The organism is Caballeronia calidae (genome assembly GCF_900044055.2).
Classification (GTDB): Bacteria; Pseudomonadota; Gammaproteobacteria; order Burkholderiales; family Burkholderiaceae; genus Caballeronia; species Caballeronia calidae.
Genome location: NZ_FCOX02000092.1, coordinates 1 through 20,323, shown reverse-complemented (window position 1 = coordinate 20,323; position 20,323 = coordinate 1). Strand labels below are relative to the sequence as shown.

Below are 20,323 nucleotides of genomic sequence, written 5' to 3'. Positions count from 1 at the left end.
CCCCGCCGAAACCCGCGCCGATACAAGGCCTGGCTGTCGAAAATCGCGTTTTTGGCCGTGGAACTGTCGAACTCCGGCGGCCGGGGGTGACTGACCTCACCAGATCCGCGCGTCGTAGGTTGCGGCGGCTGTGTTGGGCCGCTGTACCAGGGCTCGTGGTAACGCCGAATCTCGGTCGCGTAGGCGCGGCTGAGCCACAGATAGAAGTCTTCGATAAAGAACTGCATCATGTACGCCGGTCAAACTAATTTATATAAACGCCACCGATGCGCCTAATGCCGTTCAGTTAAGATTTTTTCTGAGATGCCGAACGGAGTAACCCTGACTCTCGACGCCCCGTTCTGAAAACGACAACGGGGGCTTCATTGCCCCCGTTTTACTTCGTCTGTCGAACATCATTTAGTTTGCTCATTGGCTCAAAACGGAAAATACCGATGTGCCCTTCAGTTCGTCGACGTGGTGAGATCGTCTGGTCCCACTTCGAATACGTCAATAGCGACGCGTACAAAGTGCCTGCGCCTTCGGTCAGCAGGCATGCAGACAGGGCTTCTCCGTGCTGTACGTGCGCGTCGCCCGGCTGTTCGAGGAATTGAAGATCGCCCACGGCGACGGCGGCTTCACACGTCGGCTTGCGCAGCTCGCAAAAATGGACGTCCTGTTGCTCGACGACTGGGGACTGCAGGACGTCGACCAGGGCGCGCGCAACGATCTACTCGAAGTGCTCGACGGTCGCGTCGGCACGCGCTCCACGATCATCACAAGCCAATTACCCCTTGAACACTGGCACGCCTGGCTGCAAGACCCGACTCTCGCCGACGCAATCCTCGACCGCCTCGTCCATCAGGCTCACAAGCTTCAGTTGAAGGGTGATTCGATGCGCAAGAAGAACGCGCCTGATCAAAAAGTAGCTTGATCTCGAACACTCGCAGTACAATCTAAGCACTACGCAGCACCTCCCTCCTGGCCTGTTCGACTTCACCGAAACGGGCGTTCAACTTCCCCGAAATACGCATACATGCCTTGAGGCGCCGTTAAACGCGATCTCTAAACCGTCAGTTTACAATCGCGAGGTGCACCATGTTCATCTTTACCCGAAACACGACGCCCTGCCGTCCCGAGCTCACCGATGAAGCGGCCTACCTGATCCGGATCATGCTCGCCGACCTCTACCACTGGATCGACCGGGAATACGGAAAGCAGGCACGCCGCGCTATCGTCGTCCTCGAAAGTAGGTCTCAGAAATCGGCGCGCGTCTGGATCCGGCTGTAGAGCGCGGCGTAAGCTGCTTCCTCCTTCACGGCATTTACACATTGCTGGTCAACCTGGCCGATGAACACACATTGAAGCTCGAAAGCCTGAATAGGCTCACCGACTCCGCCATCGCCAACCAGCCATGTTGTAACCGGAGATCGCCAACACTCCGAAATGGTCGTCCTAGCGGTCTATTGTCCGCTCACCGCTGCCCACGCTGAAGTAATGTGCGTTCGTACGATGCGCCCATACAGCGACGAACGTGAATAACAGAATCACCACCGTATGCGCTCACGCGCTCACGCGCGCATATGCACGCGGCCAGCCCGGGCTTCGCAGCATGAAATTGCAAGCCGACGAACGATAGACCTCGATGCCGAGAAAATGTGCAGCCCTCGCGGGAGCCCAGGCCATGTCATTGATTGCCACACATGCGCGATTACAGCTGACGCTTGTGACCGAGAACACCAATGAATCCAGACGCATTCGTGGACTCGCGATTGAAAACTGGCTGGAAAGATAGATACATTACCAGCAAGTCGCAGCGAATCACCCACCTCTTTCGCAAAGTCGATGTCAATTCGGCGTTTTTCTGCATGACATCAGCCAGAAACATAACCTAAGAAGCGTTGCGATGACGATGAATAGAAAACAAGCGACTAGCCAAAATGCACTACCCGGGTTGCGCATATGAAGCCCTCGAAGTCTCATAGCCTTGCCCACGCCCTCCCGAGATCAGTGAAAGAAACGTCAGTGCCCCCTGGCGTCAGATGCGTCGGCAGCGCTTCAACAGAACCTCCAAATGCTGTGAGCGCATCATCGATGATCTTTGTAGCGACGATATAGCTAGACCAGAAGGCTGCCGATTCGTGCATCACGGGCGCTTCGCACAGGTCGTTTAGGCGAAATACTGCGTTCCAAATTCCAGATGCAAGTGGCTTAATCAACTTTACCACACTGGTATAACCGTCTGCCTCGGTATCAGCGATTTTCGTTGCATCATTCGCATAACCCAGCGAGTTCACCGGCATCACCTCAACAACGACGCGAAAACCGCGATAGTGGTATTGCCTTTCCATCGTGCACTCCCGTAAGCACCGATCAAACGTAGCAGGATCGCACCTCGGTTGGGCGGGAACCTGACGAATCTACGACTTGCAAATAGATGATGCGCCGTATCGAATGCGTCAGGATGAGCGTTTGTGATCAGTGGCCTGATCGGGTTTGGGCTTGTAAGGCACCTTGCAATAACCAAACAGATAAAGACATCCGCCGATCGTCGGTGGTAGTCATGAAATGGTAAGGGCGGGTAAGAACCACGATTGACTTGAATCAAACTCTGCCAAGGGGCCCTGAGGCTCACCGACTTAGACAGACCGCATCAGCATTCTTAATGCTTACTAAAACATCGTCGCTCTTGGCGAAACAGAAGGACTTGAAATAAAACGCGAGGTTCTCAAAACGTCACAACATAAAATTTCAACACAGCAGATTGCGGCCACGCACGACGATGCGACGCCCTTCCACGACCGGGGCCACACTCGCCATAAAAAAACCCGCTTACGAATAAGCGGGCTAATCCGAGAGCTTGACGCGCTAATCGCGTCTCAATCAATATATCCGATTTTTCTCCAATATGCAAAGCTTGATTTTTTGCACTGCAGGAGAGATAGCGACCCATTTAAAAGTTAGTCTGCTGATCAAGTCAGACACGTCTGATCATCTGCTGCAAGGCCGCGGACTGTCCGGCGACGGGCTCAACCGGCTTGTATCCCAACCTCGCGTAAAGACGTGCAGCTGGATTGTCTGCAAATACCCACAATCGGCATTGAGTAAGTCCTCGCTTGGCCGCCAACAAATGCGCTGTATTAAGCAAGCAGGTACCCGCCCCGCGTCCCCGGTAACCGTGGACAATCTGCACTTCACAGATATGCAGAGAATCGGGCTCCTCAGACAGAAGCATGATGCCGATCGGGGTATTGTCTCTATGAAGAACAAAATTTTCCGATGCTAACCAATGCTCGATGAAGAGATGACTGTGCCAGTCGATATTGTGCGTCCGTAGATAGAAGGCCATGTTGCCGCGGGTGAGCGCCTCGGCGAAAGCAAAATCCCCCTCTGTTGCTTGTCGAAGTTGATAGGCAACACAATTCTCGATTAACGTATGCGTAGGAAAAGACATGGAGATTTGTAATACGACTAGCATCTTCTTCGGGCCGGCGAAAAACGGCGGTGCCACTTCAACTTCCTTCAACGCTTCTAATCGAGACGTTATAACTTATTCTTTGCTTACATATTCTTGAAGCTCGGGCACACTCGCAGTGCCATCCGGACGCGGATCATCCGTCGTTTCAATGTCTTTGTAGACTTCCGGGTGAGCTAAAAAATACTGAGCCGCTGCCTCAGTATTTGGATTGCTGGGATCCGCGGCTAAGTTCTTAAGATCTCCCTCATTGATGCTGCTCAGCGTGTCGGTCGTCTCGATATTTGGAGTGTGAGTGACCATGAACGTCGCCAGTGTCGCGGCGGCCAATTGTGAATTCATTTCATCTGTAGACGCGATGCTGAAGTTCCCGTCTGCTACCTGTTGAAAGTTATCGATTGAGGATCGACCGTCTTCACGCAAATCGTCACGCGTCTCGATGAGAAAATATTGCGCAGGGTTTTGGGTGAAGTAATCAGCCGCGGCCTTTTCTTCAGCGGTCGCGTTGGGGTCCTGCGACAGATTTGTCAGTTCATCGAAAGTAATGGTGTCCTTTTTATTCTCCCTCATATATTCAACAATTGCGGAAGCGTTCTTCTTAGATAATTCCGGCGACGTCGCTGACTTAGGCGGAGTGGGCGCCGGAAGATTGGCGCTAATTTGCGCCTCTATGGACTCGGGCGAGATCGATGTCAAGGAATCCAACTCTTCGCGCTCATAGGGAGAAGTGGCGTGCTCCTCGAGCTGAGCAATTAAAGCCGGGTCCCAGGTTCCCGAATAATCATTTACGCTGGGATTCCCCGAAACATTCCCTTTAGAAGTGACTGACAACGTGGTATTCACCGACATATGAGACTCCTTGAAAGGGTCGATAGAAATCGTTCTAAAAGAATGATCCAATAGTGGTCTGAACTTTCATCGATAACGCAAGGACAACACCAGAGTTCGATAGCGATTGTAACGTGCTTGTGCTTCGGCGCCGAAGATGCTTTCTGTCGGCGTCAAAGAACTTTCTCCAATCATTATTACTGGCCGCTATTCGTGCCGGTACTACCGCCGCCGCTATCACTACTTGTACCAGCATCACTTATAACCATGTTCATCTGAATGCTGGCTATGCCTTTGGTTTTTACATAATTTCTCAAAGTGTCTACACCGATAACATTGTCAGGCGTCTTCACATCCATGGTGTCAAGCTCATTGAATACCGTCGAACAACCAACCATAAATTGCGCCGCTCTTCGGAGATCCGCGTCATTCGAATAATTGGCCCAATCCTGCAACTGGGTAAGCGATGTACTTTGCATGCCATTGTATGACATATAGCTCGCAATCTCGGTGGCCGCCCATTGCGCACTTGTCGCATCAGTAGACGAGATGTACACACTAGAGTTCGCTACCGCCTGGACGTCGCTAAAAGAGGCAATATTATCCGCCTTCGGCGAATCGAGGGTCTCGATTATCGTGAATTGATCCGGATTGTCGACGAAATACTGTGCGAACCCGCGCACAGCGGCCGTCGACGTCGCATCGGCCGCCAGGTTCTTTAATTGATCCATGGTAATGGTGGATTTATTATTGGCCGACATCCAAGACTGCATTTGTGCGGCAAAATACTGCGTAGAGAGGGACGAAGTGCGCACACTCGCTGTGCTCAAATACGTGGACGGGAGCGTTGATGTTGTCGACGTGTTTGACGAATTCGCCGCAGTTGTGCTCGACGTGTCCGCGACCAACGCATTCGCCAATCCTGCGCCAGCGACACGGACGCTGCCGATATCCATTGATACATTGAAATTCGCCCCATTCAGCGTACAGACGAAGTTCGTTACATTTTCTGCCAGCAACCGTCGGGCCGCCGCTTGAGCATCAGGTGGTGCGCTCGTGTTTGAGGCGAGTTGGGTCAGATCGCCTTGGTTAAAATTCGTCTTCCCGACCGTGAACGCGTAACTACTAACGACATCCTTGTCCGAATCGATACTGGTCGTGCTGCTGAGAAGAGGCGATATCGAGCCACCGCTGCTGACGTCGGTGGCAGCCTGGCTAATCCCTTCCGTTTGGCTCACATGAGACGATCCAACATCGTAAGAAATCGCATAGCTATCGTTAATTCTCGTGACAAGAAAATTGGCGGGATTTAAGTTTAAAAAAGCGCCAGCAGCGTTTTTTTGAGCGCTCGTTGTCGAAGGAGAAATTGCAACCTGCAGCAAACCAGAAGCATCAAGGCTGGTTAAATTATTTTTCGCCATATAATTAATTATCTGCTCCCCCCCGGCAGATAACGTCACATTCGCCACTTGGTCTAAATCCATCGAACCGCCGGAGGCGATGTTGCTAGCGAGTTCAGAAAAGGAGTCGGTCAAATTCGATGAACTGCCGTTCGCCGAACCATTAGCGTCAACGCTTTCCTGAGCGAAAAAACCGTTGACTTGTTGTTTCAAATTAGAAACGAAGTCGGTCGAATTCGTTGAGCCGACGTTCGCCGAGCCATTAGCGTCATCGCTTTCCTGAGAGAAAAGGCTGTTTACTTTTTGTTGCAATTTAGAAAAGGAGTCGGTCGAATTCGTTGAGCTGACGTTCACCGAACCATTAGCATCATCGCTTTCCTGAGCGAAAAAACCGTTTACTTGTTGTTTCAACTTAGAAAGGGAGTCTGGCGAATTTGTTGAGCTGACGTTCACCGAGCCATTAGTGTCATCATTTCCCTGAGCGAACAAACCGTTCACTTGTTGTTTCAACTTAGAAAGGGAGTCTGGCGAATTTGTTGAGCTGACGTTCACCGAGCCATTAGTGTCATCATTTCCCTGAGCGAACAAACCGTTCACTTGTTGTTTCAACTTAGAAAGGGAGTCTGGCGAATTTGTTGAGCTGACGTTCACCGAGCCATTAGTGTCATCATTTCCCTGAGCGAACAAACTGTTTACTTGTTGTTTCAACTTAGAAAGGGAGTCTGACGAATTTGTTGAGCTGACGTTCACCGAGCCATGAACGTCGTCATTTCCCTGAGCGAAAAAATTGTCTACTTGCCTCTCCAAATCGGGATCAATGTGAGCTGACTCCAAGTTCAATAAGTCGTCGTACACACTCGTGCCATCGGGGCTGTCTTTCAATTTGGGATTTGATGCATCCCAGTGGGCAGACCCAGTACTTAGTTGAGAAACGCCTTGCGACTTATCGCTTGAAGACATAGTCAATTCCATTAAGTTTGCGAGCATTAACTTTCATTCTAGGTCTTCGCCGTGCCCGAGGTATGAATTATTGTTCGATTTTGTTTAATTTTGTTCGCAAAACAGTTTTATCGACATCATCCCGCAAAATTACCATCAGCGCCTTACTTTAGTCCAACTTCCCAATGCCTACGAAGGCTTATATGTAGCATGCGCAAGACGCACTCCGAGCAATTTTGTAATCTCGGCCAATCTAATGTAGCAATTTTGACAAGGCTGCGCCGAATGAAGCGAACGCTAATTCTGACCGGATTTGATCAAATAGCATTGTCGATAACAACGTCACCAACACCACGGCCACAATCCCCTTGATTGGCTGTGCTAAGTTCGTGAGCTCGAGCTTCTCGGCATTCCGGCCAATAAACCCGAAGCCGAGGTCTACCAACAACAGCATAAAGACAACTGGGGACGCCATTTTGGCAATTCTCAGCATCAAGCCGTCGGCACTCGTCAGTATAAAACTTTGCAGCATAGCGTCACGCACCGGCAACATACTATTTAGAGGCCACCATGTATATGACTCATATATCGCGCCCAGCAAAGCACTCATCCCCCCATAACACCAAAACACCGAGATAGTGAACTGCATTATTATCGAACTGATTGGCGTTGATTGTTCGCTTTTTAATGGATTATTGAGTTGAATAATATTGAACGACGCAATGTCGTCCAGGTAAACACCCGTCCCCTGGGCTACCCAAAATATTGTCGAGGCAGACATCCCGATAATGGTGCCGATGATGGCTTCGCGCATGCACAGCCAAGCCAGAGTAGCCCCTGACATGTCTTTCAATAGCTCAAGTTGACCTACGGCGATGAAAGTACCCCAGACAAATACCGCACCATTACGCGCAGGCCCCGTCAGTAGCTCATCTGATGACGCGGGAAGAATGAACATCACGACAAATATTCGGATACAGGATACGAGCAACACCCCCAGATAGTTTACGAACAAAGGGGCTCCGATTTCCATACTAAATCCGGTCATCTTCTATTCCGCTGTCGCATTGTCCCGGCCTCTGGCAAACGCCCGGGCAGTGTGAGCTTCTCCCACGTCTTCGTCCGCGCTTTGTTCGTGCAACTCCGCCTTTCTCTTCTTTACTAGAGTAAGTCTGTTTTCAAGCGCCTCGATCCGCACCCCGTTACTTACCCATTTTTTCTGCGTTATCCGTAAATCTTCCTCGCACTGCGTCAATTCAGAATTTGCGTGCTCCAATTCCAGGCCGGCTTCCTTGCATTGTACCGCCAGTTTTTCGAGGTAAAATTGATGCGCTCCCAACGTGGCGATGTCGATTTTTTTCCCAATATGCGTGGCATGCCGGAAACGTTCATTAGCGGATTCAAATTCTTTTGTCTTGGCTCGCAAGTTCGCTTCTCGATTAGCGAGACCTTCATAAGCCTGATCTAATTGCAATTTCTTAGCAGCTATTTCATCCCGAAGACGAGCGTCGAGTCGACGCCGTTGTGCCAAAATCTGTCGGAGCCCCTTCGTATCATCGTTATTCACTGCTGACATAGATTGACCAATTGTTTAAAAACCGTCTCAAATTTAATTCTCTCTTCGGCGGTTTGCGATATAAAAGCCTTAATATCCTCTATTTTCCTAATTGCCAGATCGGACAAGCGGTCAGATCCGGGGCGATACTCTCCCATTTTAATCAAGACATCGATTTCCCGATGTTTAGCGAGCAGCTTCCGTATGAATGTGGCGGCCTCAATATGGGGCTTGGAGGCAATCTCGCTCATAAGACGTGATAAGCTCGCCAGCACATCGATGGCGGGGTATTGCCCCTGCGTCGCAAGATCGCGCGATAAGACCAAATGTCCATCGACGATACTGCGTACTTCCTCTCCGACCGGGTCAGAGCTCTCTTCGTCCTCTAGTAAGACGGTATAGAGCGCCGTGATGGATCCGATTGAAGCCGGTCCTGCCCGCTCCAGTAACCGTCCGAGCTCACTAAAAGTCGAGGGCGGAAAGCCTCTTCTGGCAGGAGGCTCGCCTGCAGCCAGCCCGATCTCACGCTGCGCGCGTGCAAACCGAGTCAGCGAGTCCATCATCAAGAGCACTTTTTTCCCCTGATCTCTAAAGTATTCAGCGATCGCGGTGGCGGCATGCGCGGCCTTGGCACGCTCGATAGCGGAGCGGTCCGAAGTGGCGCACACAATGACTGATCGCGACAGCCCCTCAACGCCTAAAGTCCGCTCAACGAATTCCCGCACTTCGCGCCCACGCTCCCCAATCAGCCCAATTACGTTCACGTCCGCTGACGCTCGACAGGCCAACATTCCAAGCAATGTGCTTTTACCCACCCCGGCCGGTGCAAATATCCCTAACCGTTGGCCCTCTCCGATGGTGGTAAATCCATCTATCGCTCGTACTCCTGTTGCAAGCGGCTGATGAATCGGTGTGCGTGACATCGGATTTGGCGGTTCGCCAATGACCGATCGAAAAGAAGAGGTTTCGAGCGATCCCAAGCCGTCTAGAGGATTGCCCAGACAATCAACAACGCGTCCCAGCAATTCGGGGCCCACGCGAATGGATAGGGGACTGCCTGTGCCGGTGACCTGAGTCGCTCGCGATATGCGATCCATGTGGCCGAAAGGTGAAAGCAAAATGCTCGATCGAGTAAACCCGACCACCTCTGCCGCGAGTAGACGTTCGCCCTTGGCGTTACGGAGTTCACACAACTCACCCAGTGTGGCGTCAATGCCAGTTGCACGAATTAAGGTTCCGATGACCTCAACGATTTTGCCGCTGCGCCCCACAGCGTCAAAGCTAATCGAGTCAAGCGAATCCATCAGAATGCGCCCCTCTCGCTCGAGCTCTCGCGAAATACGCTGAGCAAAATCATTACTTATCTCAGTCATCTTGAACGCTCTCCTGGTTTGTTATTCTCGCTTCAGGATTTTTCGTCGGTCCAAATGGCCGACGACTCCGTCGAGACGTGCATTGTTGATCGAGCCAAGTTCTGGGTGGCCGCTTGAATGGCGGCAATCTGAGTATTCAAACTTGCGTCAAGCACGCCAATGTCCGACTCACATATGCACGCGCCCGCAGCGAGCGTCGCGTCACCGTCAACGATTATCCTAATTGCTTGTCCAGCCTCCCGGCACTGCGCCGCTAGTCTTTCGAACACGGACCTGGCTACCTCAACATCCTTCGGGTTGACGCGCACCTGCAGCAAAGTTGTTGCATCAATTTGATGCTGAAGCGTAAGTGCGACCTTAGAAAAATGCGCCTCTCTATCGGTAATCAGCAAGATTTTTTCGATCGCGTTACCGACCAGAGTCGCCAACCGTTCCCGAAAGCTTTCGACAAGGCGCCTTTGCTCAACCGCTGAGCTCGTCGCACGCGCATACCAGCAGCGGACGAGCTCTTGATGGCCGGCTTCATAGCCATTGTCATAGGCACAATCAAAGATGTCCTTGGCCTCGGTCGTGATCTGTGCCGCCCGCTTGTCCGCTTCAGAGAGGATACTTTGCGCCTGTTTGCGCGCGTCATCCAAGATGCGTTCTCGGTCCTGAGAGATGCTTTCCAGCAAAGCATCAAGCTCCTCGAGCCGAGCAAAATCGCTCTGTTTAACGACTCCAGACTCGACCATTAGGGCGGCACCGGCATCGACTTCAACTGCGTTGGCGCCCGTCTCGCGCAATTCGAACGGAACGCGTCGAATCAACATCAACACTTCATCAGCCCCCTCAGGCTTATTGCTATTTCGGCAAAGCGTTGGCCGCCTTCGCGTTCTGCGGGCCCCGTCAGCCGGGCAATCCACACTGGTATGCTCAACGCTCGATCAAAATTAAAACGCCACAATGAGGCTAGCCCGATCGATCTTTGATGCTCTCGAAGCAACAGGCACATACCTTCCCATTGGAGCGCATTGCGTTGCATCGCAATCAACGGATCCATTGAGCGATCATCCATTTGAGTGCTTAGCTCCGTCGCACCCGGTATTTCGCGCAGGTAATCGACTACTTGCATAGGCGCCAGACTCTGGAGATGCAACAAGCTTCTTTTGTCAATGAGTCGTCGAATCTCAGTACGTCGGTGAAACAGCGCCCGCAATAAACACAAAATAGCGATATCATCGGGACCAACCCAGGCAAGTTCAAGTTCTGCCGGATCTAATCCAACGCGCATGACCGAGTCTGCGGGGTGATCCGCTCGCGTATGCATGATGGCGTGCGCCAGTTTCCCGGCATGCACCTCCTTTCGAAGTGCGTGGATCAGAGGTTCATAGGGCGTCAGCCACGACGGGTGCGCCCATTCAATAAAGGTCAATACCAAGCGCTCATACGCGGTGAGCACCTCGCTCACACGGCTCGCCAGGGCACGCTGTGGGACGGAAAAATCGACAACTTCGCCTTGTGTCACGACTACGGCCTAGTCTGACAGCTGTCCGCCGACCATCGGCAAGCCACCTTTAAGTCTGCCTCGATAGCGTACGGCGAAAAACGCCGCAATAGTGAGCACCGCAACACCCAGCACGCTCATGATGAGCCAGGGCCATTTCCCCCCCATGAATGTACTTTGCGTGGACATCTGCTTCGTGTTTTGGGTTGCACTCGGTACGCATATCACACTGACAGCATCAAACTGCAGTCCTTCGACGCTATGCGTCACCAAGCTTCTGATTTGTGGAACGAGTGCGGGCACATTCACGTTTGCTCGATATTTAATAAAAACAGACGCTGAGGACGGTTTAGCGGCCGAAGCAAGTGGGTCGTTGTCAGGCAAAACAATCTGAACTCGCGCGTCTACTATTCCGTCGATACGAGAAAGTGTGGCGCTGAGTTCCTGCTCGATGCCGTATATAAATCGAACACGCTCCTCAGTCGGAGTTGAAATGATGCCCTCTTTCTTAAATAGCTCACCCAGACTGGCGTACTGAGTAGCGGGAAGCGAGCGTTCTTTCAGAATTTTCATGGCATGAACCAGTTCGCCTTCGTCGACGGATAAAACCCAGGTTTTGCCGCCATCCACACTCTCTTTGTCTACACGCACGCCCTCTTCCAACAAAGCCACCGTCATCGCGTTTGCATCTTGCTGGCTCAAATTTACATACAATTCTTTACGGCAACCCGCCATCGCAAATAATACAATTAAAAGCGTAATTAGTTGCCTGGTCTTGCTCAACATGCTTCAATCCTTTGCGTCACTGGTTTTTCATGAGCGTTTCAACAGATCCTTTGGATGCGTTCACCAAACTCATTTTGATCTGCATATTCATACTCATGGCCCCAACCTCAAGAGCGAGATCAATATTCGCGGCTACCATCTCTTGTGGAGGCAAATTGTGAAGCCGGGCACCGGCTGATTGTATAAGATCTGACATTTTCTCGAGTGAGGCAGACTGATCTTCCGCCACTTTCCTCGCCATATCCACGCCATTAGATTCGCTATGCTCGGGCGCAACCAGTCTCGACTGAGACATAAGTTGATCGAATTTTCCAGCCAGAGAGCTCGACGGTGCAGCAACAGTGTTGTCTGCCAATGCATCAAGCGATTGTACTGCCGTCATCGCATCCATCATGATTCACATCCTTTACGGTTGCAATTTATTCTCGCGCTTCAAACTAAGCATCTCGCCCGCTGAATCGCCTTTAAACTCTGGAAATTTTGCGCATGCTTCCAATGCGGCGACAAAAGACTTCGCCTGCTCATTGCCCTCCCCGTTTTGAATAAAATTGACCTTCTGCATCCAGCTTGGATCACCCATCTTATAGAGAGCGAGGGCGTTCAGTGCGCTCGCATAAACAAAGTTCGATGCATGCGCTTCGACAGCTGAAAGCACTTGCACGGCGCCAATCCAATCACCCCGGCGCATCTTGATTAACGCATCCAAGGTGTCGAGCTCGACCAAATTTGGACTTAGTACATGGAGCGCATTCACAATCGTTTCCAGATCATGGACTTCGGACGCCACATCCTCACTCGTGTGAAAAGTCAAAGCCACGGTCAGAACATCCATGAACGCACTGGCCATCAGTGCACGAGAGTTTGAATCAATTGACACCATGTTTTTTACCAAATGAGAAATCAACGAAAAAAGCGGCGCGCAAACCACGGTAACACAGTCTTTTTTAGCGTCTCGTTGGGTTGCGAAAAAATGCCAGAAGAAACGAAAGCACTCCCTTACTGTCTGTGACGCTCATCTACTCATTCGCGCGCGACGCCTTGAGACGCGACGCTTCATGCAACGCTGATTCCACTGCCCTCAGTCGTGCATCGGCCACGCTGAGATCCCGATGTCCGACAAGATGGTGGTTCAGGACGTTGTGGAGGACCAGCGGTACAAATATGGAAATCCGCGACGTGGACTCGCCACGGTACGGCGCGCGTGTAGTGGAATGCTCTCGAACCAGAGCGATGATCTCCGGCATAGAAACATTTTCAAACTCCACGCCTGCTTTCCGTGCTTCCTCTATGAACATCATGCACTCCCTTTGGAACGTAACGAGACCTTCGGACGCTGTGGGCGAACGAGGCTTCGCGCTACTTTGCCCCCGCCCGTCAGGCGCTTCGCTCCATTCGCGTGCGTCGATCTGCAAAAGACGACTTGTCGCGACCCGCTTCCATTCGTCGGCGTTCAACCCTGCGCCCTGATTTCGGAGCCTGTCCATCTCTAAGCTCGCCGCCATCGACGTACCTGCACCGGTGTCGCGCGACTGACCCTGCCGCGCTGGGTAGTCGCCCTCACCCAAGCTGCCGCTATCCTGCGCTTCGGCCTCACCACGAAATCCTGACTGGTCTTGCTTCTCGTCGCTATCGACGCGCAACTTAAATTTCGAGCGTCGCCCACCGCGACCTAAGAAGTAGGATTCTTGGCTCTGCTCACTGGCCTCAGCTTCGGTCAGGGGCCAAAGTCGCCGCCCCATTACTTCCAGCGTTATGCGCCGAATATCCTTGATATCGAGCTTACGATCTGGATGTATATTCGCCTGAAATTTCTTGGTCGACCAATATCGATTCAGATTCCGCTGGCGAATTTGCCTCCGCAGGACTGTTTGCTTCGTTATACTTTGATCGAGTGAGTCAATTGCACTCCAACCATTGCCAGAAGAACCAAGGCGTGAGATTGACATCGTTCACCTCAAGGTGCAAACGCGATGCGAAACGCTTGTTGAACAAAATTGATCATCGCGGCCCCGCCCCATGGACCAAATATGCCAATTGCAATCATCACTGCCACCAACTTGATCCCATGCGAGAACGTTTGATCTTGCATGGAAAACACAGCTTGAATAAATGAGACGAGCAACCCAGTTACTGCGGCCACAACCACCACAGGCATCGACAGCATGACGCACAACATAAAACCTTGCGTCATTATTTGCAATAATCCATCGTCCTTCATTTCGTTCTCATCGATATGTTAAAATCAACCCGTGAATCAAGGTCGACCACCCATCCATTAACACAAAAATTAGCAGTTTAAATGGAATGGCTACATTTGTGGGCTGCACCTGACTCAACCCCATCGCAATAAGTATATTAGCGACAATCAAATCGATAATGACAAATGCGATATAGAGAATAAAACCAATACGAAACGCATCTGTCAGCTCGCTGAGTGTGAACGCTGGCGCCAGCACAATTAAATCGTCTTTCGATAATTTTTCAGCTTGTTCTTTTGGCCAGATAACCTTGGCCGATTTCAAAAAAAAGACTTTCTCACGTTCGCGGGTATGCTTAACAAGAAAACTCTGAAATTGTGGCGTAACTACCTCTACCGCATCGAACAACATATTAACCGAGTCACCATTCCCCCTTTGCGCCTTCGCTGCGTTCAATGCCTCTATTTCAATAGGGCCCATGATATAAATAGAGGCTAAAATAGCGATTCCATTCAGCACCATATTTGGCGGTACTTGTTGAACGCCCAATGCATTACGCAATAATCCGAGGACGACGACAATTTTCGCGTAGGAGGTAACGACCATCGCCACGAATGGCAATAACCCGATCGCCAACACGAGTATCATCAAACCTACAATGTCATGCAGCGGATTCATACGTTTGCACCATTTGAATTATGCGCACGCCAAGATGCTCTCCCACGGCAACCAGCTCGCCCTGCCCTATCGTTTGCCCTCCCACTGACAAACGCACTTTTGCCCCTTCGATCGACTGAGGCAATGCGATCACATAGCCCGGGCGAATCGATTTTAGTTGTTCGAGAGAGATGGGTATGGTGCCAATCTCCATCTTCACTGGCAGCTCCAGCTCGGAGAGCTCGACCACGGAGTCCATCGTGGTCTCCTCTTCGATTGCCTCTTCCCCCAGGTTATCAATCGCAAAAGACTGTTCCAAATTGGATATTTCGTCTTGATCAGACATGCGCCATTCCTTCAAAGTAAGTATGCTCCCGCAAAGCGTCGCGATGCCCGAGACATGTCGATAAGCGAGGCCGCCCCAACGAATACCTAACTGCGCGTAGGCTTGAGCTTTTATTGCACTCGCTACTTCGGGTGAGACCGCACCAAGCAAAACATCGCCGGGACTCAGTGCGTTTAACACTCGCACGGACAACAATATCTGCCCCACCGTGAGGCTTCCTGGCATCCGCAGCCTCAACAGGGGGCCCGTCAAATCGCATGCGGGGGCGTCCTCCACGTTATTAAGCAGGACCGGCACTTCTCCAAACTGCGTCACCCAAACCGGAATCACTGCAGTCCCTGGTCGCTGACGTATCCATATTGTCGCAAGCGCGGACGGTATGTTTGCGCATCGCTTGATGGATAGGCATGCCTTAGGCAGGCCCAGCTCTTTGCATTTGTTTTCGATTAATAAAAAAAAGGCATTCCGGACTACCGTCACTATCTCGCTTTCCGGATTTACAGCATCTTGTAAAGTACAAATTCTCTCTAATAGCGTGAAGTACGAAAGGTCTATCAGGAGTTGAATGCGCTCGCTGCGAAAGTCGAAATTTAGGATTGCGAACTCGCTCGCCGGCCTCTCTTTATCGTCGCCGAGGTCGCAGCGTGCGATCGTGATATTTGCTGCCGCAGTGAGTCGCGCTTGAAACCGTGCATCATTTAAAAGACGCGCACAGCTTGCCGCATGCGTCGAGATACGCTCAAGCGGAGACAATCGAAGCGAGCGGATCTGTGCTTCGCCGTTCAATTTAACAAGAATGTTCGAAGCGTCCACGTGTTAGCGCCTTCCAATCTCAATTTCACGAGCATGACCGTACTTGCGTAGGATGACGTCAATTCTGCTGGTCAGCACGTCAACATGATTCATCAGCAACGTCAAAATCTGCTCATCGGGTATGTCAAAGACAATGCTGAGTCGCCCGAAAGTTAAGGTCACTAATAGTTGACTGCCGCGCGGAAACGTCTCGTTAAGCGGTAAGGCAACATCCCAGTTGCCCGTCCGCTCAATAGAGGCCAGACAACAAAACTCAACCACGCCTTCTGCAATAGCTTGAGCAAACCGCTCAATCCGCGTTTGCTCGACCAGTAACGACTGGTTAAGCAGGTGAGACGACTCAGCGAGGCGTTCCAGAACACGATCAGCAACCATCGCCTCGCATTGCTCCGAAGCCTCCGCCGTACTTGGCGCCTCTTCGGCTGGGGTGGCAAGATCAAGTCCTCGCGTGTCCGAATGCCACGCTTGAGAAGCTCTACGTGCTGATAAACGGCGCGCTAGCATCAAGAAGTTGAACCCACGCGCTGTCCGCGTGGGTCCGTCCATCTCGCTTTCAACGCGATAGATTCGAACGGAAAGTTTGCGATCAATCATTCCTACATATCCAAAGAAATCTTCCCTAGTGGATAGAGGTCAACAAACTCACGCAACTCTTGGTACGAGTAAACGTTGAGCCAGTCAAGCCTGGCTTCTATCATGCGTCGCACATAACGTCGGATATCCATCGAGGTGACAATAGCGACACAGTCCTGGCTTTGATCTACGGTCAGCGAGTCAATCGCATTCAGGAAATATTCGATTTGTTCTGGCGGCAGTGCGATGAAGTTGCCCGCTGGGGTTTGCTTCAACGACTGTCGAAGATGCTGTTCAGCCGACGCTTCGAACATTACGGCACCCAGCCGCCGCCCACCCTTGGCCGCTCGGTGCGCAAGCAACCGGCCCAAGTCCCCCCGAACGTACTCCGTTAGCATGACAGGATCTTTTTCTCGCGGCCCCCACACAATCAGGCTCTGGAAAATGGTGCGCAGATCTCTGACCGGAATTTGTTCTTCGAGCAGACGGCGCAAGACGTCGGCGACCTTCTGTGGTGAAAGTACCTTATTTAGCTCACTTACAATCCCGGGGCTGTCTTGACCGATGCGATCGAGTGCCCATTGCGCCTCTTGGATGCCAAAGAATAGGTGCGCATTGCGCCGCAACACCTTAACGGATTCGTGGGCGAGCTGCGCCTCGGCCGAAGAATGCGCATCTGGCGCATCCGCCTCCGGCCGACGGCCCACATAAACGGCTGAGACAACGCCGCCCAGGCGACGAGCCGACGATAGCGCAGGGATAGAAAGCGTATGACGCGCGTACGGCACGTCATGAACAAGGATCTCATACTCATCCTCAGGCAAAAACGCTCCGGTCCATAAGGTGATGCCTGGAAAGGGTAATCCGAGCTCCTCTTCGAGCGCGCATCGTTCCACTTCGAAGGCCTTGTTCAGCGCGACGGGATCCAGAACCATCGCTAGATTTTTCGCCATTCTCACGGCTAGAGGACAGGAAAAAATCGGCGCACGCGGCAAGATCACCGGAGAATGCACGCGCGCCGTCGAAGATTGCATTGCCTTTAGGACGGGGCCTCGCCCCGAATCATTTGTTCGAGCCCGCTGCAACAGCGAGAAACCGAAGCCCAACAATATCGCAGCCAGGATGAGAAACAAGACCGTCGGAAAGCCAGGCACAGCCGCGAAACCACACAGCAGAACGCTAGCGGCAATCAGCGCTGCAGGACTGCTTGTGTATTGTTGAGCGATTATTTGACCCAGTGAGTGCTCCTGCCCATCATCGTCTTTTGCGTCCGACACGCGCGTAATCAAAACGCCCGCGGCGACTGAAATCAGAAGCGACGGAATCTGTGAGACCATGGCGTCGCCGACCGACAGAATCGCAAAACGATTAGCCGCCTCTGCCCCCGTCATGCCATGGTAGGCCATACCCACAGCGATTCCGCCAAAAATGTTGACGAAGGTGATCAAAATGCCGGCGATTGCATCGCCTTTTACAAACTTAATCGCCCCGTCCATCCCACCATGCAACTGGCTCTCTGTGGCCAACAATGCGCGACGCCGACGAGCATCGTCGGCAGTGATGTTGTTCGCTCGCAAGTCCGCGTCAATACTGAGCTGCTTGCCCGGCATAGCGTCGAGTGAGAAGCGAGCACCGACTTCTGCGACGCGCTCCGAGCCCTTGGCGATCACGATAAACTGCACCGTGGTGATCACTAAGAACACCACAATCCCCACTACCAGGTTTCCCCCGACGACGAGCCGCCCAAAACTATCAATGATGTGGCCGGCCTCCGCATGCAACAGAATTGATTTGGTCGATGCAATATTCAACGAAAGGCGATAGAGCGTCGTAAACAGCAATACCGAGGGAAACGACGATAACGCGATGATGTTTGATACATACATCGACGTCATTAACATGACGACGCTGATCGAAACATTGATTGCAAGTAAAGCATCAATCAACTCCGGGGGTAGAGGCAAAATCATTAAAGCAACAATTGCCACGATGAGCAGCAGCACTCCCACCTCACCGAGCGCCGGTAATTTAAATGCCTTTAACATAGCAACTAGTCTGCAGACGTTGGCGAAAGATTGGCGTCGGCTACTGACCGCACCCATTTCAATATAGCAGCCACAGCTTCAAAAAGCTCCTCAGGAATAGGACTATCCTCTTCTACCTTATAAAGCGCACGTGCTACCGTCGGATTGCCGATCACTGGAACATGATTTTCCGCCGCCAGCCTTCTCAATTCGAGTGCCCGTTTATCCTTACCCTTCATCAATACGTACGGCAAGTCGTTCTCCTCCTTGGCGTAGCGAATTGCGACTGCATAGTGCGTCGGGTTCACAATCACAGCGTCCGCCAATCCAATTTTTTTAGCTGGCGCTCCGGACATGATCATCTCGCGGCCGAGCTTTTTTCGCTCACTCTTGATGTTTTCATTGCCAGATTGACTGAGGTGCTCACGCTTTACCTCATCCTTGCTCATGCGCAGGCTCTTGAAGTACTGCCGACGCTTTATCTTAAGATCTATCAAAGCAAGCACAATCCCGAAAGTCAGCGTCGACACCAGCATTTGCACAAAGCCAGTCCACAAACCTAGCGCGATATTCGGAAGCGGCTGATGAGCAGCACTGAACACCAATGGCAACACATGACGGATTGTATAGAACATCAGAATCGCCATAAACACAGCTTTGACGCTCATCAAACTCAGATTAGCGAGAGCAGTTAATCCAAATGTGTTTTTTAGCATGTTTGCCGGATTCACATTCATCAAATTCGGCCTGATTTTAACGAACGAAAATGCAAAACCCGTCTGCGTAACAGTCGCCAGCAGCGTGGTGACTAACGCGAGAATAAAAAAAGGCGCAACAATTGCGAGCGCGCTGACAAACATACGGTCAATCGCTTGACTCAGACTTTGAGCAGCACGATCACCACCCAGCGTATCAAGCGCTGCTAGAACGATAGAGTGAAAACATCCTTGAAAAAAGTCTCGCCCCCCGATAAGCAGCCCGCACGCAGCCGCAAGCGTCGCAGCTCCCGAGAAGTCGGCGCTGTAGGGTACATTTCCTTCTTTACGCGCATCGCTGATACGTCGCTCGGTCGGTTTCTCCGTTTTCTCTTGACTCATCTCCCCCCCTTGGCTACTCCAGCGACATCGCCAACCTGGCACCATGCCAGCGAAAATGCTAACCAAAAAAGGTGACTGCCTTCACGACCACGGCCCAACGACGTCTTCATTGTCTTAGAGATCCAACTGGAGAACTTGCCGCCCATAGAGTTTGTCATGATTCTTCATAGGCGACGTCTGTTGAACATTCCATCCCTGACTGGAGTTACGGTTTCGGCTTGAAGAGTAAATTCGGGATACGGGCGCATCGCAATACGCTGACTGGAGCATTCGGGCGGCGACAAAATCCATGACTCCCCGTCACTTTCGCGTGCGAAAACCCGCCTAATCTCGCCGCCAGCGTGCGAACTTCATTTGTCGCTGGGACGGATGACCCAGTGTGCGCGGGTTACCGGCGTCTGCCGTTGCGCCGGCATCGGCGCGAGCACGACCGGAGTATGTTCAGCGTGCTGCTCGCTATGCCGGCAGGCCCACTCGGAGCGGGGCGTTTGCCGGACCGTCCACTTGAACTCCACGGGCAGCTGCTCGCTGATGTCCTCGCCGTTGCGGTGCATCTGGCGGCCGTAACAGGGGTAGCCCCGCCGCTCCTCCGGCAGGTCGTATGCGACGCGTTCGCGCTTCGCGTAAGACCGCAGCGGGCTTGCGAGCGCCCTTGCCCGTTCTGCGCTGACTGGCCTTCGGCAATCCGGTCTCGGGCAACGAGGGCTTGCACCTTCGTCGTCCTCGTCGCAGGTTCGGCCTGGGCAATCTGCTCCGCCTCGTCGAACACACGGTCCTTCGTTTTTCGCTTTTCG

20 protein-coding genes and 3 pseudogenes are annotated in these 20,323 nt (G+C 52.1%); 2 read left to right on the top strand and 21 right to left on the bottom strand.

Annotated elements, in window-relative coordinates; translation table 11 throughout:
* Positions 1–230: pseudogene (locus AWB78_RS48780) on the bottom strand (hypothetical protein); the annotation flags it as partial.
* A 281-nt stretch (positions 231–511) separates the two neighbouring features.
* Here AWB78_RS48780 and AWB78_RS37910 point away from each other — a divergent pair.
* Both AWB78_RS37910 and AWB78_RS37905 read left to right on the top strand, forming a co-directional pair.
* Positions 512–913 (top strand): annotated as a pseudogene (locus AWB78_RS37910) (ATP-binding protein); the annotation flags it as partial.
* A 164-nt stretch (positions 914–1,077) separates the two neighbouring features.
* Positions 1,078–1,269 (top strand): hypothetical protein, encoded by a 192-nt coding sequence (locus tag AWB78_RS37905; protein WP_062611849.1) that lies wholly within the window; start codon positions 1,078–1,080, stop codon positions 1,267–1,269.
* Between the two features lie 689 nt (positions 1,270–1,958).
* Here the strand turns inward: AWB78_RS37905 and AWB78_RS47060 are convergent.
* From AWB78_RS47060 to AWB78_RS48775, 20 genes and pseudogenes are all read right to left on the bottom strand, one after another.
* Entirely contained in the window at positions 1,959–2,330 is a 372-nt protein-coding gene (locus tag AWB78_RS47060) for a hypothetical protein (protein WP_157697758.1), read from the bottom strand.
* 626 nt (positions 2,331–2,956) lie between these two features.
* The gene (locus tag AWB78_RS37900) at positions 2,957–3,433 is read right to left on the bottom strand and encodes a GNAT family N-acetyltransferase (protein ID WP_062611851.1); all 477 of its coding nucleotides are present in this window, start codon (positions 3,431–3,433) and stop codon (positions 2,957–2,959) included.
* A 96-nt stretch (positions 3,434–3,529) separates the two neighbouring features.
* Positions 3,530–4,303, bottom strand: a complete 774-nt coding sequence (locus AWB78_RS37895; RefSeq protein ID WP_062611848.1) for a hypothetical protein — start codon at positions 4,301–4,303, stop codon at positions 3,530–3,532.
* Between the two features lie 176 nt (positions 4,304–4,479).
* Positions 4,480–6,642, bottom strand: coding sequence for a hypothetical protein (locus tag AWB78_RS47055; RefSeq protein ID WP_157697757.1), 2,163 nt, complete (start codon positions 6,640–6,642; stop codon positions 4,480–4,482).
* A 232-nt stretch (positions 6,643–6,874) separates the two neighbouring features.
* On the bottom strand, positions 6,875–7,654 hold the full coding sequence (sctT, locus tag AWB78_RS37880; RefSeq protein ID WP_157697756.1) for a type III secretion system export apparatus subunit SctT: 780 nt from the start codon (positions 7,652–7,654) through the stop codon (positions 6,875–6,877).
* 18 nt (positions 7,655–7,672) lie between these two features.
* Positions 7,673–8,197, bottom strand: a complete 525-nt coding sequence (locus AWB78_RS37875) for a hypothetical protein (protein WP_074173643.1) — start codon at positions 8,195–8,197, stop codon at positions 7,673–7,675.
* Positions 8,185–9,480, bottom strand: coding sequence for a type III secretion system ATPase SctN (gene sctN, locus AWB78_RS37870; protein WP_062611850.1), 1,296 nt, complete (start codon positions 9,478–9,480; stop codon positions 8,185–8,187). The genes AWB78_RS37875 and sctN overlap by 13 nt, the downstream gene beginning before the upstream one ends.
* Before the next feature lie 101 nt (positions 9,481–9,581).
* Complete coding sequence (gene sctL / locus AWB78_RS37865; protein ID WP_062611843.1) at positions 9,582–10,361, bottom strand: type III secretion system stator protein SctL; 780 nt, start codon at positions 10,359–10,361, stop codon at positions 9,582–9,584.
* Complete coding sequence (locus AWB78_RS37860) at positions 10,361–10,999, bottom strand: type III secretion protein HrpB4 (protein WP_062611842.1); 639 nt, start codon at positions 10,997–10,999, stop codon at positions 10,361–10,363. Before AWB78_RS37860 ends, sctL begins: the two co-directional genes overlap by 1 nt.
* Before the next feature lie 66 nt (positions 11,000–11,065).
* Positions 11,066–11,821: a type III secretion system inner membrane ring lipoprotein SctJ gene (sctJ, locus tag AWB78_RS37855; protein ID WP_062611841.1), complete on the bottom strand. Its 756-nt coding sequence runs from the start codon at positions 11,819–11,821 to the stop codon at positions 11,066–11,068.
* Positions 11,822–11,837: 16 nt separating this feature from the next.
* On the bottom strand, positions 11,838–12,215 hold the full coding sequence (locus AWB78_RS37850; protein WP_062611840.1) for a hypothetical protein: 378 nt from the start codon (positions 12,213–12,215) through the stop codon (positions 11,838–11,840).
* Positions 12,216–12,227: 12 nt separating this feature from the next.
* Entirely contained in the window at positions 12,228–12,701 is a 474-nt protein-coding gene (locus tag AWB78_RS37845) for an HrpB1 family type III secretion system apparatus protein (protein ID WP_082883582.1), read from the bottom strand.
* Positions 12,702–12,837: 136 nt separating this feature from the next.
* Positions 12,838–13,767: a hypothetical protein gene (locus tag AWB78_RS37840; protein ID WP_157697754.1), complete on the bottom strand. Its 930-nt coding sequence runs from the start codon at positions 13,765–13,767 to the stop codon at positions 12,838–12,840.
* An 8-nt stretch (positions 13,768–13,775) separates the two neighbouring features.
* Complete coding sequence (gene sctS, locus AWB78_RS37835; protein WP_062611837.1) at positions 13,776–14,039, bottom strand: type III secretion system export apparatus subunit SctS; 264 nt, start codon at positions 14,037–14,039, stop codon at positions 13,776–13,778.
* Between the two features lie 7 nt (positions 14,040–14,046).
* The gene (gene sctR, locus AWB78_RS37830) at positions 14,047–14,667 is read right to left on the bottom strand and encodes a type III secretion system export apparatus subunit SctR (protein ID WP_374729518.1); all 621 of its coding nucleotides are present in this window, start codon (positions 14,665–14,667) and stop codon (positions 14,047–14,049) included.
* A gap of 13 nt (positions 14,668–14,680) precedes the next feature.
* A complete protein-coding gene (sctQ, locus tag AWB78_RS37825; RefSeq protein WP_062611835.1) occupies positions 14,681–15,835 on the bottom strand; it encodes a type III secretion system cytoplasmic ring protein SctQ in 1,155 nt (384 codons plus the stop codon).
* 3 nt (positions 15,836–15,838) lie between these two features.
* Complete coding sequence (locus AWB78_RS37820; protein WP_062611834.1) at positions 15,839–16,429, bottom strand: type III secretion HpaP family protein; 591 nt, start codon at positions 16,427–16,429, stop codon at positions 15,839–15,841.
* Positions 16,430–16,431: 2 nt separating this feature from the next.
* Entirely contained in the window at positions 16,432–18,453 is a 2,022-nt protein-coding gene (sctV, locus tag AWB78_RS37815; RefSeq protein ID WP_062611833.1) for a type III secretion system export apparatus subunit SctV, read from the bottom strand.
* 5 nt (positions 18,454–18,458) lie between these two features.
* Positions 18,459–19,529 (bottom strand): EscU/YscU/HrcU family type III secretion system export apparatus switch protein, encoded by a 1,071-nt coding sequence (locus tag AWB78_RS37810; protein WP_062611832.1) that lies wholly within the window; start codon positions 19,527–19,529, stop codon positions 18,459–18,461.
* A 359-nt stretch (positions 19,530–19,888) separates the two neighbouring features.
* Positions 19,889–20,323, bottom strand: a pseudogene (locus AWB78_RS48775) (IS66 family transposase); the annotation flags it as partial.